The sequence below is a fragment of the Providencia sp. PROV119 genome, from assembly GCF_028482435.1.
GTDB lineage: Bacteria > Pseudomonadota > Gammaproteobacteria > Enterobacterales > Enterobacteriaceae > Providencia > Providencia stuartii.
The window spans coordinates 34,675-46,673 of the sequence record NZ_JAMPQL010000031.1; the positions used below are offsets into that span (position 1 = coordinate 34,675).

The following is an 11,999-nucleotide window of genomic DNA, read 5'->3' on the forward strand; positions in this document are numbered from 1 at the left end:
TACTGGTAATATCAACGCTATGTTAAGTGGCGGAATAAAAATAAAATTATCAGTAAATTAACCGGAAAATAGGCGGTGTCGTTATAGTAAAAGGGCTCTGTTACCAGGGGTATTGTTATTCAACCCTCACTTGTTTATCACGACAAAAGATCCGTTGATGCAACGGGTCTTAATAATGCTAACAATAATGATGAGTTGAATGTGTTGTGCTACGTTTGTTTGATATCTCTAACAAAAAACCTCAAGTCTTACCGTATTGAGGGCTGATACGCTAATGTGTTCAGAGGATTTAAAGCGTTCCAACAACAAGGAATAGTTATATCTTCATTTAACACGAAGTGTTACGAGCGTGCATCTAACCATAGATAACAAGAATAGACCTTTGGAATTAATAAGCTCTCATACAAACCGTCCTATTTTATCTTCTTTTTGCCCTTTGATGGCTATTTACTCAGGGCAAAATTTTAGATAGTTTGTTTTGCTGTTTTAGCAGGGGTCTTATCAGACATGGCAGAAAAAGCGATAACAAAAAAACGCAACAGGCGCGAAGAGATTTTACAATCACTTGCGCTGATGTTAGAAAGTAGTGATGGTAGTCAACGAATTACAACCGCAAAACTAGCGGCAAATGTTGGTGTATCAGAAGCCGCACTCTATCGACATTTTCCAAGTAAAACCAAAATGTTCGATAGTTTAATTGAGTTTATTGAGGACTCTTTAGTATCGCGTATCAATCTTATCCTGAATGATGAAAAAGATACGTTAACTCGTATTAAATTGATTTTAGCGCTTATTTTAGGTTTTTCAGAAAAAAACCCTGGCCTAACCCGTATTATGACAGGCCATGCGCTCATGTTTGAGCAAGATAGGCTACAAGGGCGTATCAATCAGCTCTTTGAACGGATTGAGTCACAGCTACGGCAGGTATTAAAAGAGAAAAAAATACGTGACGGTCAAGGCTTTATCCATGATGAATCCCTATTGGCAACGCAATTACTTGCTTTTTGTGAAGGGATGCTATCGCGTTTTGTCCGTTCAGAATTTCGCTATCGCCCAACGGTAGAATTTGAATCTCGCTGGCCTTTAATTTTAGCTCAGTTACAATAACAGATTAAACTACTACTCACCCCGCCCACTCTTTGGGCGAGGGCTTTTTTCTTTTAGTGGGTTATTTCCCTGAGTTAACACTCACTGAAAGCTAAAGTACTGCTTGTAGAGAGAGGCCTGCTACTTCGGCATCTTTTATGCAAACTGATAGGGTAACTATGGCAAGTCACCCTTAATTTCCGGCCCAATTTAAAGCCAACAACGTGTAATACATTAAATACCATATTGCTGGCGATAAGCTTTCATCGCAATAAGGTGTTGCTGCATATCCTCACGTTCAGCCAGATAAGCGATCAAGTCGCTCATGGTGATAATAGAATACACTTTACAGTGATAATCACGCTCAACTTCCTGTACAGCAGAGATCTCACCTTTCCCTTTCTCTTGACGGTCAAGGCAGAGCAGAACACCATTTAGCGTTGCATTGTGTTGCTTAATAATTTCCATCGACTCACGGATAGCAGTACCTGCCGTAATAACATCATCGACCACAACAATACGCCCCTGTAATGGGCTCCCAACCAGAGTGCCTCCCTCACCATGATCTTTTGCTTCCTTACGATTAAAGCAATATGGCATATCCACATCATGATGCTCAGCAAGGGCGACAGCCGTGGTTGTGGCAATCGGTATGCCTTTATAAGCAGGCCCAAACAGCACATCACACTCAATCGCACTTTCCTTAAGCGCTTGGGCATAGAAGCGACCAACTAATGCCAAATCACGCCCCGTATTAAATAAACCCGCATTAAAAAAATAAGGGCTTTTACGGCCTGATTTCAGCGTAAACTCACCAAATTTTAGTACCTGTTTTTTCATGGCAAGTTCTATAAATTCGCGCTGATAGGCTTTCATGGGTCAATCTCCTCAATCGTTAACATCTATATATTAGGTTGCATATCTCTGGCGATATTTACCAAATCGCCGAACATAAAAAAGGCGACTATTTCAGCCGCCTATTAAAAATAACTTTATTTCAACGCTTCTCGTTGAGCTTCAAAAATCGATCCTAGCCCCGTTTTTGCTAGCGCTAATAAGGATAAAAGCTCATCATGGCTAAACGGCTCACCTTCTGCTGTTCCCTGAACTTCGATCATGCGACCATCGTCCATCATCACAACATTCATATCGGTTTCTGCTGCTGAATCTTCGACATATTCAAGATCGCACAATGCTTCACCATCAACGATTCCGACAGAAACTGCTGCAACCATAGATTTTAGTGGGCTTTGTGCAAGTTTACCCTGTTCAACCATTTTATTGAGGGCATCAACCAACGCAACGCAAGCACCTGAAATTGCAGCGGTACGTGTTCCGCCATCGGCTTGTATTACGTCGCAATCTAAGGTAATGGTGTACTCACCTAATTTTTTAAGGTCAACCGCAGCACGTAGAGAGCGTGCTATCAGGCGTTGGATTTCCATTGTACGGCCTGTTTGCTTCCCTTTGGCTGCTTCACGTTGATTTCGTGAGTTGGTTGCGCGAGGTAACATGCCATACTCAGCGGTAACCCAACCTTGACCTTGCCCTTTTAGGAAACGAGGTACACCTTCCTCTACTGTTGCATTACATAACACCTTAGTGTCGCCGAACTCAATAAGAACAGAGCCTTCCGCATGCTTAGTATAGTTGCGTGATATTTTAATCGGACGCATTTGGTCTGCCATTCTGCCTTCTGGACGCATGGTGTTATCTCCATTTTCAACTTAATTGCCGCGCATTATACGTCCTTAAACCGATAATGCCTATCCTGACATCGCGCATAGCGCTATAATCCTTCTAGTATTCATTTTGATAGGAACGAATTATGATCCGTAGTATGACCGCTTTTGCCCGCCGTGACATCAAGGGTGAATGGGGGAGTGCGGCCTGGGAGCTGCGTTCCGTAAACCAACGTTACCTAGAAACATATATCCGCCTACCTGAACAATTTCGAAGCCTTGAACCGGTGATCCGCGAGCGGATCCGTGCACGCCTTACTCGCGGTAAAGTCGAGTGTAACTTACGTTTTGAATTAGATGGTGCAAAACGTGGAGAGCTTATCCTTAATGAGGATCTAGCTCGCCAAATTATTAGTGCGGCTAACTGGGTGAAAAACTACAGCCACGAAGGTGAAATTAACCCACTTGAAATTCTGCGCTGGCCAGGCGTTATGTCCGCTGAGGAGCAAGATTTAGATGCTATCAGTGAGCAGCTATTAGCTGGCCTTGATGAGACCTTAGATGCTTTCATTCAAAGTCGAGAAGCTGAAGGTGCTGCGTTACACGCTCTTATTGAGCAGCGCCTTGATGGTGTTTTAGTGGAAGTAGCCAAAGTTCGTCAGCATATGCCTGAAATTTTACAATGGCAACGTGACCGTTTACAGGCGAAGTTAGAAGAGGCTGATATTCAAGTCGATAGTAATCGTTTAGAGCAAGAGCTGATTTTGCTCGCTCAACGTATTGATGTCGCTGAAGAGCTTGATAGGCTTGAAGCTCATGTTAAAGAGACCCGCAATATTCTTAAAAAGAAAGATGCAAATGGCCGACGTTTAGATTTTATGATGCAAGAATTTAACCGTGAATCCAATACATTAGCGTCAAAGTCTATCAATAGTGAAGTGACTAACTCTGCAGTTGAGTTAAAGGTCTTGATAGAACAAATGAGAGAGCAAATTCAGAATATCGAATAGTATTTTAAAACATATTACCAAGCCAGCCGATACACTGTATTCGCTGGCCTTGATAGTATTAACGTAATCCATACAATTTATTGAAACTAATGCATATCAGTAAACTATACTTACTTTTACTATAAGGCTAAAAGAAGGTGCTGCACGCCGAAAAAATGCAGTGATAACTTCAACACCCACCTTATTCAACTGCAAATATCATCCTACCATCAGTCGCTTACAGCGTACTTCTCCGCTAATCGAGGTACATTTTTCTCCTCTCTTTTTTAACGCCACCCGAAAACTTATTCAAATGATTAAGATTATAACCTGATGAATTAAATCAAAAAAAACATTAATTCATCAATAAATAGAAAAAGATTATAGGTTATTGTTCCGGACATTTTACATATGATAATGATAATTGTTATTATCTAATCTTGCTCAAAAGGGGTCTAAATATGAAGATAGTTAATCACCTGCTCTCAATAACATTTATCACATCACTCTCATTTTCAGCATTAGCAACGACTTATCCAATCACAATCACCGATATGGACGGTCAAAAAATCACGTTAAAGCAAGAGCCTAAACGTGTTGTGCTACAGGATGGTCGAGATATTTTAACCCTTGCTTTGCTTGATAGGGACGATCCATTTAGTCGTGTTGTTGCATGGAACAACAACCTTAAAAAATCTGATCCACAAACAGTAACGTTACTGGAGAAAAAATGGCAAGAGGATATGCAGAAAATCCCAGACATGGGGTTTAATGATAAAGGTGAGGTCAATACAGAAGTGGTTATTGCGCAAAAACCGGATGTATTAATTGCTCAACTGCGTGCAAAGCCAGCCTTAGAAGGTTCAGGTGTTGTCAGCCGCTTAAAAGATGCCAATATTCCTGTCCTATATATTGATACTTTCTTACAGCCCGTCAAAAATACGCCAGCTAGCGTCGATATACTTGGATTAGTGCTCAATAAGGAAAAAGAGGCCAAAGCATATACTGATTTCTACAACACACGCTTGTCTGATATCCAGAAAACGACTGCAAAAATTGAAAATAAACCACGTGTTTTTATTGAAGCCAAAGCGGGCGCAAATGGTAGCGATAGCTGCTGCTTCACCCATAACAACGCAGGTTGGGGTGGGTTAGTACAGGCAATTGGTGCAGATAATATTGGTAGCCAATTCTTGCCTGGCGCTTCTGGTACTGTCTCTTTAGAACAAGTGATTGCCACTAAGCCTGATGTCTATATTGTTACAGGCTCTCGTTGGGTCAATAAAAATAATATTGCAGCACCCTTTGGTTATGGCGTAACTGAAGACGAAAATCAACGTGGTTTTGAACGGCTCAAAAAACGTGTTGGTTTTAACCAAATCAGTGCAGTAAAAAATAACCGCCTATATGGCGTTTACCATAATTTTTATAACCACCCTTACAATATTGTCGGTATGGAGTATCTAGCGAAATTCATCTATCCCGAACAATTTAAGTCACTGAAACCTGAAGAAACCTATAATCAAATCATTAAGGAATTTACGACAATCCCAGTTTCAAAAGCAATTTGGGGTTCTCAAGCTGAACATTAATGATTATGCAAACTGCCCTCCAATTGTAGGGGGCAGTTTATCTCCTATCGAATAAAATACATTACCCTTTTGCTGCTGCAAGTTCACCTTTCCTATCATGATGGTAGTGGAACGTGAAGTAGAAAATAACAGCAAGAACAACAGTATAAGAGGCAAAAACAAGCCAAATGGTATGCCAATCTTTTACGCCATCGACGCTAAAGTAGTCAACGACGAGACCACTTAATATCGCCCCAAAATAAGCGCCGACACCATTGACCATTGTCATAAATAGCCCCTGAGCGCTTGCTCTCATTCGATTATCAACTTCCTTTTCAATAAAAATAGAACCCGAAATATTGAAGAAATCAAAAGCACATCCATAAACAATCATGGATAAGATCAAGAACATTAAACCTATTGCAGAAGGGTCACCAAAAGCAAAGAAACCAAATCTTAATGTCCAAGCGAACATACTTAATAACATGACAGTTTTAATGCCATAACGCTTCAAGAAAAATGGAATGGCTAAAATAAAACCAACTTCTGCCATTTGTGAGATAGACAGTAAAATAGATGGATACTGTACGATTAAACTATCTTGAAATAGCGGGTCACGAGCAAAATCATGTAGGAATGGGCTGCCAAACGTATTGGTTATTTGTAAAACAGCGCCTAATAACATCGCAAATAAAAAGAAGACAGCCATAATAGTTTTTTTAAATAACACCAAAGCGTCAAGGCCCAGTTTACTGACCCAACTACTTGAGATAGCTTTTTTATTCACGGCAATATGAGGTAGTGTCAAAGAATATAGTGCCAACAATAACGAACAACTTCCTGCGATATAGAGCTGCATGCTACTTAATTCAAATTTTAATAAGCTAATGCTCCACATAGCAATAATAAAACCTACCGTACCAAACACTCGGATTGATGGGAAATTAGCCACAGAGTCTAATTGGTATTGGCTTAATGAGGAGTAACTAATTGAGTTGGATAAAGCAATGGTTGGCATAAATGCCATCGCATTAATTAGCATGATCCAGAACATCAATGTCGAGTCAGTAACTGTTGCAGCGTAGAATAAGGAGCCTGCACAAATAATATGGCAGATCATATATAACCGATTCGCGGGAATATATTTATCTGCAATTATTCCGATAATGCCCGGCATCAAAATGGCGGCAATCCCTTTAGAACTATAAACCATTCCGACTTCGGCACCTGAGAAATTGAGTGTTTTCATCATATAGGCACCGAGCGTCACTAACCAGCTTCCCCAGACAAAATATTGCAAAAACAACATAATTTTTAAGCGGGTTTTAATATTCATACAAGTCTCCATTTGGAGTTATACTCGTCATTCTTTAGGTTGGCAGCATTATTGGCTAACTCATACGGGACATATTGTTCGATGAGTTTAAACGTTGATTAACGTGTCGCCTTACTGCGCCTCAGTTTATTCAAGAGCATTTGTTTATTTGTTTTTATTTTCACTTCAGCAATAGTGACACCGAATAAGATAATGGCAACGCCTACAAACTGAATGAATTCGAGAGGTAGATGTAAGACGGTAACAGACAGCAAGATTGTTACAGGTAATTGCATTGAGCTTAAAATTGTCGCAAGGCTCGTTCCGATAAGTGGAGTTCCTTTAGCAAACATCCACATACCAAAAAAAGAGCCAAAAAAGGCTAAGGGTAATCCATAAGAAAAAAAGAGTGAGTTAAATGTTGAGAAATGGCATAAAAAGGTAGGAGGTACAATGACTGAAGTGAGTATCGCTCCCCCCGTTACCATAATTGCGGAACGCATCATAGGATCGGTTTTCACCGCGAGTGCACCACTCACATAGACACGTATCGCATTCGACAAAGCAGCACATAAACCTAATGCAACACCTAACCAATGGAATTGGATATGCATCGTATTAAGCAACCCCGTAGCGAATGTCGTACCAATTAAGATAAATAATACTGACACCAGCGTCATTGCTGTAGGAGCTCGGCGAGTTACAGCCGTATTTATCGCCACCCCCATCCAAGTAAATTGCAGAAATAGCACAACACCTAAAGCAGGAGATAAATACTGCAATGATGCGTAATACAATAGCCCAGTTAATCCTGTTGTTGTCCCCGTCAATAACATCAATATTGATTGTTTCTTCGATGGCCAACTGAGTGACTTTCGCCTAATGGCGGAGCCAATCAAAACAAATAGCCAGAGCAGAACCGCCCCTAGCACGGTTTGGCTACCGATGACATCATTCAAAGAAAATCCGGCCTGATAAGCCAATACAACCAATGTTGACAAAATGCCATAGCTGCAAGCGCCCAGTGAAACTAAAACTAACCCCTTTAATTTCATTTCATACCTACCTACATGGTGTTCTATGGCACTCTTTATATTGTTTTGAGAATAAGTTAGAAGCGAGCGATCACGCCAGTGACTAATTTCAAGAATGTCGCCTTCACTTTCTCGGCAGTTTCAATCACTTCATCATGGCTTAATGGTTGCTCTAAAATGCCACACGCCATATTGGTTAAGCAGGAAATACCCACTGTTTTGATTTGTGAATGGTGAGCGACCAGTGCTTCCGGTACGGTTGACATACCGACGGCATCCGCCCCTAACGTTCTAATCATGCGAATTTCGGCTGGTGTTTCATAAGTCGGGCCAGTCCACCAGGCATAGACACCTTGGCGTAGCGAAACGCCTTGTTCTTTGGCAACATCAAGGATCACTTGGCGCAACTCTTTGTTATAAACTTCGCTCACATCCAAAAAGCGAACACCTAATTCCGGGTTATTTGGCCCTATCAGCGGGTTATTAGCAGTTAGGTTGATATGGTCAGTGATAACCATCAGGTCACCGGGGTTAAAGTCAGTATTGACGGCACCGCAAGCATTGGTAATGATCAATTTCTCGACACCTAATGCTTTCATCAGGCGCACAGGAAAAGTGACTTGGTCGAGAGAAAAACCTTCGTAATAATGAAAACGGCCTTTCATTGCGACCACATTTTTACCTGCGATAGTACCGATCACCAATTCATTCGCATGGCCAACCGCTTCGGACTTAGCGAAATGTGGGATCTCGCTATACGGGATATGGACTGCATTTTCTAATGTATCGGCAAATGGCCCCAAACCAGACCCTAAAATGATACCAATCGTTGGTTTTGTCGCTGTACGTGATTCAATAAAACGCAAGCTTTCTAAAATATCATTGGTGTTATGCATGGAAATCTCCGGATCGTGCCCAAAAGAGTGAATGAGGTAATGATAAAGTAATTTAAAAATCAATCAGCGATCTTAATCTCATTTTAAGAAAAAGATTCTCGCTATGATCTTATTTAAACAGCAGGATTTTTTGAGCAGATCTGCTAATCTTGGACGCGGCGTGTCTTGATAAGAAAAAGGTGATGACTTGTTACTTACACTATTGAATGAATTTCGCACCTCGAAAAATTCAAAAACTCGTAAACTCAAAATGCTGTATAGGCTAATCCTGAATCATGGGCCAGTAAGAGCAGAAGAGCTATCATCATTAGCCAGTATGAAACCCGCGACTTGTGCAAGACTGCTTGATGAGTTAAGTAAAAGCCAATTAATTTCGACATCGGAATTGGGGGAATCAACGGGGGGACGCAAGCCAATATTGTATAGTATCAACTCGGATGATGGGTATGTTGTTGGGATTGAGATGAGCGATCTCTACTCAACCATTATGTTGCTTAACCTAAAATTAGATATTTTAGGCATGCTGAAAATAAAAAATGAACAGCTAGAGACAGCAGAAAATATGCTGGATCACCTATTGATCAAAGTTGAACAGTTATTATCTGAGCACCAATTAACAATCGAAAAAATACTGGGTATTGGCATCGCCATTGATCATATTCTAGAACGAGATAAGGTCGACTTTACTAAATATGATGAGCGGATCAGTAGCCTATTCAATTATATTGATAATAAAGTGCCCTGTTTTGTGACACTGGGCAGTGGTATCACCTTTGCCGCGCTTGCCGAATACCGTTTAAGGTATCATTCAAAAAGCCAACGTTTTTTATTTACAACTTGTGATACGGACATACGTAGCTGTACCATCATCAATAATACCTTTGCCCCTGCGCCAATCAGTACCGCTCAAGCTTTTGGTCACACGACGATTGATATTCGAGGGTTAAGATGTGAATGTGGCTCTTATGGATGCTTAAAACAATACAGTTCGCTATCGGCCATAAAAGCACGCATTATTCAGCAAATTCGATTAGGAAAATTTTCAATCATTAATCAGTTAGTCAGCACTGAATCGGAGATTAATTATCATACTATTTTCCAAGCACTCGCTATGGATGATAAATTATGTTTAGAAGTGCTAGAGGAAGCTGCCTATTATTATGGCCTTGCGATTGCAAACGCTATTTTAACATTACAGCCGGATGTTGTGGTATGTGGTGGTACATTGACACCTAAAAACCATTTTTTTGCCATGACGAAAAAGTCGATAGAAGCGAAAATGGCTGCATTTCCACATATTAAAACCCGTATTTTTCCAGCAAATGACTCCTATGAAGTCGTCGCTCAAGGTGCGGGTGGAATGGTATTAGAAAATTATTTGGCGGATTAATTTTAGGTTAACAAAGACTGGCGAGATCAGGTGACATAGGAGACAGTGATGCAATTTGAAACGACTTCAGAAGAGCAAATTTCAAAAACTAAGCAGCGATTTATTGAACATTCACCCCTGATCCATTGTATGACCAATGACGTTGTACAAACCTTTACTGCTAATATTTTATTAGCCCTCGGCTGTTCCCCTGCTATGGTGATTGAACCCGAAGAAGCGGAGCAATTTGCTGCTATTGCTGATGGTTTATTAATTAATGTAGGCACATTGACCGCAAACCGCCAAAATGCCATGGCATTAGCGGTACACAGTGCTAAAAAAGCTGAAAAGCCATGGGTGTTAGATCCCGTTGCGGCTGGTGCACTGACCTTTCGCACCCGCTTTTGTCATGAACTGCTGGCTTTATCGCCAACTGCCGTTCGTGGTAATGCGTCTGAGATTATGGCGCTAGCAGGATTTAACCAAGGTGGTCGAGGTGTCGATTCATTAAACACCACGAATGATGCCCTACCTGCCGCCCAATCTCTTGCCCAAACAGCCCAAACCATTGTCGTGATAAGTGGAGAAATTGACTATATTACCGATGGTCAAAGAACGATGGCTATCTCTGGGGGCCACCCAATAATGACCCGTGTTGTCGGTACCGGTTGTGGGTTATCTGCCGTTGTTGCGGCAAGCTGTGCATTACCCGGAGATCGGTTAGCCAATATCGCGAATACATGTGCCATCATGAAACAAGCAGGCGAAATTGCAAAGCAACGCTGTCGTGGAACGGGTAGCTTTGTGCCTGAATTTTTGGACGCATTATCATCACGCTAAATCAGCGTTAATGCCGTATATCGCGACATTTATAAACGCGTTTTCTTACCACGTATTTTACGCGACCAATGACGCATGTTATTTCGCAACATGATAAATTGGTACATAAAATTCTTTTTATCAGGTTCGATACCATAAAACCGTTTTAATGCAATTAAGTCATTCGCTTTGCAAATCGCGAGATGACCAAAGTCTGATAAATCGATAATTTTAAGTCCATTATCGGTGAGCACCAGATTACCTGCATGAATATCATTCGATGCTAAATCATAAGCATGGAGTTGGTTAATAAGTGCTGCTATTTCGCGGTAATAAGGCGTGATATCGCTGACCTCCGAAAGTACTGTGCCCTCAACATATTCGGCAATAATCCATGTTTCAATGGATTCTCGGCAGCGCATCTTTTCGGCCACAAAATAGATATCATTTGTGATAGTACAACCTTGATTTTGCGCACGCACTAAACGATAAAGTAGGCGGGAAAAATAAGGGCCATGCACCATACGCATAATTCGCTTTTCTAAACGACTATCGCGCTCTTTTTCACACTTAATGATGTAGTTTTTCCCATTAATCGTAATACGAGCGACACTGCGCTCCATATTGCCACTATTGAGATTTTTACCAACAATTTTGCCTTGGATATAATCATCAATGACTTGCCAATAATCTATATCACTCTCTTTTTGATAGACCTGATACCCATTTTTTTGTGACTTTATTATATTTTTCATTGCTCGCCATTTCACCGTACCATCTGTTTCAACCAATGCTAACAATTACCTACATTCATTTCTTAGCGATTGTTGCAGATTATAGTTAAAGAATGGCAAGTATCCACTGTGAGCTAGCCAGCATAACAGCTGGCTAGTGATAGATCAGAAAAATAAGGGAATTAATCGTTACCAAATAGGTCGCGGGTATACACTTTATCCGCCACATCTTCGATTTCAGGCACCATCCGGTTAGCCAAAATAATGTCGCTGTCCGCTTTAAAGGCCTCAAGGTCACGGTAGACTTTCGAGCGGAAGAACTCATCTTCTTTCAGCACTGGCTCATACACAATCACTTCGATACCTTTGGCCTTAATACGTTTCATCACGCCCTGCACCGCAGAGGCACGGAAATTATCAGAGCCTGCCTTCATCACCAAACGGTATACCCCCACTTTACGTGGCGCTTTGGCAATAATCGCATCGGAAATAAAGTCTTTACGT

General features: G+C 41.1%; 12 protein-coding genes. 5 read left to right on the forward strand and 7 right to left on the reverse strand.

Features of this window, described 5'->3' with window-relative positions; all coding sequences use genetic code 11:
* Positions 1 to 507 precede the first annotated feature (507 nt).
* A complete protein-coding gene (gene slmA / locus PSF11_RS19485; protein ID WP_004924223.1) occupies positions 508 to 1,107 on the forward strand; it encodes a nucleoid occlusion factor SlmA in 600 nt (199 codons plus the stop codon).
* 213 nt (positions 1,108 to 1,320) lie between these two features.
* Here the strand turns inward: slmA and pyrE are convergent, their stop codons facing one another.
* Both pyrE and rph read right to left on the reverse strand, forming a co-directional pair.
* A complete protein-coding gene (gene pyrE / locus PSF11_RS19490; RefSeq protein WP_060560789.1) occupies positions 1,321 to 1,962 on the reverse strand; it encodes an orotate phosphoribosyltransferase in 642 nt (213 codons plus the stop codon).
* A gap of 116 nt (positions 1,963 to 2,078) precedes the next feature.
* On the reverse strand, positions 2,079 to 2,792 hold the full coding sequence (gene rph / locus PSF11_RS19495) for a ribonuclease PH (protein ID WP_004924220.1): 714 nt from the start codon (positions 2,790 to 2,792) through the stop codon (positions 2,079 to 2,081).
* Positions 2,793 to 2,914: 122 nt separating this feature from the next.
* On the opposite strand from rph, the gene PSF11_RS19500 reads away from it, so the two are divergent.
* Both PSF11_RS19500 and PSF11_RS19505 read left to right on the forward strand, forming a co-directional pair.
* On the forward strand, positions 2,915 to 3,778 hold the full coding sequence (locus PSF11_RS19500) for a YicC/YloC family endoribonuclease (protein ID WP_014657191.1): 864 nt from the start codon (positions 2,915 to 2,917) through the stop codon (positions 3,776 to 3,778).
* Positions 3,779 to 4,218: 440 nt separating this feature from the next.
* Positions 4,219 to 5,349, forward strand: coding sequence for an ABC transporter substrate-binding protein (locus PSF11_RS19505; RefSeq protein ID WP_014657190.1), 1,131 nt, complete (start codon positions 4,219 to 4,221; stop codon positions 5,347 to 5,349).
* Positions 5,350 to 5,410: 61 nt separating this feature from the next.
* Here PSF11_RS19505 and PSF11_RS19510 read toward each other — a convergent pair whose 3' ends face one another.
* The 3 genes from PSF11_RS19510 to PSF11_RS19520 all read right to left on the reverse strand — a co-directional run bounded on the left by PSF11_RS19510 (position 5,411) and on the right by PSF11_RS19520 (position 8,573).
* Positions 5,411 to 6,664 carry a nucleoside permease gene (locus tag PSF11_RS19510; protein ID WP_061064529.1) on the reverse strand — a complete coding sequence of 418 codons (1,254 nt, stop codon included), beginning with the start codon at positions 6,662 to 6,664 and terminating at the stop codon, positions 5,411 to 5,413.
* 98 nt (positions 6,665 to 6,762) lie between these two features.
* Entirely contained in the window at positions 6,763 to 7,698 is a 936-nt protein-coding gene (locus PSF11_RS19515; RefSeq protein WP_004924207.1) for an EamA family transporter, read from the reverse strand.
* A 56-nt stretch (positions 7,699 to 7,754) separates the two neighbouring features.
* Positions 7,755 to 8,573 carry a purine-nucleoside phosphorylase gene (locus tag PSF11_RS19520; protein ID WP_004924203.1) on the reverse strand — a complete coding sequence of 273 codons (819 nt, stop codon included), beginning with the start codon at positions 8,571 to 8,573 and terminating at the stop codon, positions 7,755 to 7,757.
* Between the two features lie 187 nt (positions 8,574 to 8,760).
* On the opposite strand from PSF11_RS19520, the gene PSF11_RS19525 reads away from it, so the two are divergent.
* Together PSF11_RS19525 and thiM are read left to right on the forward strand one after the other, a co-directional pair.
* Complete coding sequence (locus PSF11_RS19525) at positions 8,761 to 9,963, forward strand: ROK family protein (protein WP_040132607.1); 1,203 nt, start codon at positions 8,761 to 8,763, stop codon at positions 9,961 to 9,963.
* A gap of 48 nt (positions 9,964 to 10,011) precedes the next feature.
* Positions 10,012 to 10,782, forward strand: a complete 771-nt coding sequence (gene thiM, locus PSF11_RS19530; protein WP_014657183.1) for a hydroxyethylthiazole kinase — start codon at positions 10,012 to 10,014, stop codon at positions 10,780 to 10,782.
* A 29-nt stretch (positions 10,783 to 10,811) separates the two neighbouring features.
* Here thiM and PSF11_RS19535 read toward each other — a convergent pair whose 3' ends face one another.
* Positions 10,812 to 11,516, reverse strand: coding sequence for a lipopolysaccharide core heptose(II) kinase RfaY (locus PSF11_RS19535; RefSeq protein WP_225829611.1), 705 nt, complete (start codon positions 11,514 to 11,516; stop codon positions 10,812 to 10,814).
* Positions 11,517 to 11,677: 161 nt separating this feature from the next.
* Positions 11,678 to 11,999: UDP binding domain-containing protein (locus PSF11_RS19540; RefSeq protein ID WP_272682875.1), on the reverse strand; the 322-nt coding region annotated here is incomplete at its 5' end.

What these genes read in the sequence shown, in the direction of transcription:
- slmA (WP_004924223.1), top strand. Translation starts at nt 508, where the DNA reads ATGGCAGAAAAAGCGATAACAAAAAAACGCAACAGGCGCGAAGAGATT.
- pyrE (WP_060560789.1), bottom strand. Translation starts at nt 1,962, where the DNA reads ATGAAAGCCTATCAGCGCGAATTTATAGAACTTGCCATGAAAAAACAG.
- rph (WP_004924220.1), bottom strand. Translation starts at nt 2,792, where the DNA reads ATGCGTCCAGAAGGCAGAATGGCAGACCAAATGCGTCCGATTAAAATA.
- PSF11_RS19500 (WP_014657191.1), top strand. Translation starts at nt 2,915, where the DNA reads ATGATCCGTAGTATGACCGCTTTTGCCCGCCGTGACATCAAGGGTGAA.
- PSF11_RS19505 (WP_014657190.1), top strand. Translation starts at nt 4,219, where the DNA reads ATGAAGATAGTTAATCACCTGCTCTCAATAACATTTATCACATCACTC.
- PSF11_RS19510 (WP_061064529.1), bottom strand. Translation starts at nt 6,664, where the DNA reads ATGAATATTAAAACCCGCTTAAAAATTATGTTGTTTTTGCAATATTTT.
- PSF11_RS19515 (WP_004924207.1), bottom strand. Translation starts at nt 7,698, where the DNA reads ATGAAATTAAAGGGGTTAGTTTTAGTTTCACTGGGCGCTTGCAGCTAT.
- PSF11_RS19520 (WP_004924203.1), bottom strand. Translation starts at nt 8,573, where the DNA reads ATGCATAACACCAATGATATTTTAGAAAGCTTGCGTTTTATTGAATCA.
- thiM (WP_014657183.1), top strand. Translation starts at nt 10,012, where the DNA reads ATGCAATTTGAAACGACTTCAGAAGAGCAAATTTCAAAAACTAAGCAG.
- PSF11_RS19535 (WP_225829611.1), bottom strand. Translation starts at nt 11,516, where the DNA reads ATGAAAAATATAATAAAGTCACAAAAAAATGGGTATCAGGTCTATCAA.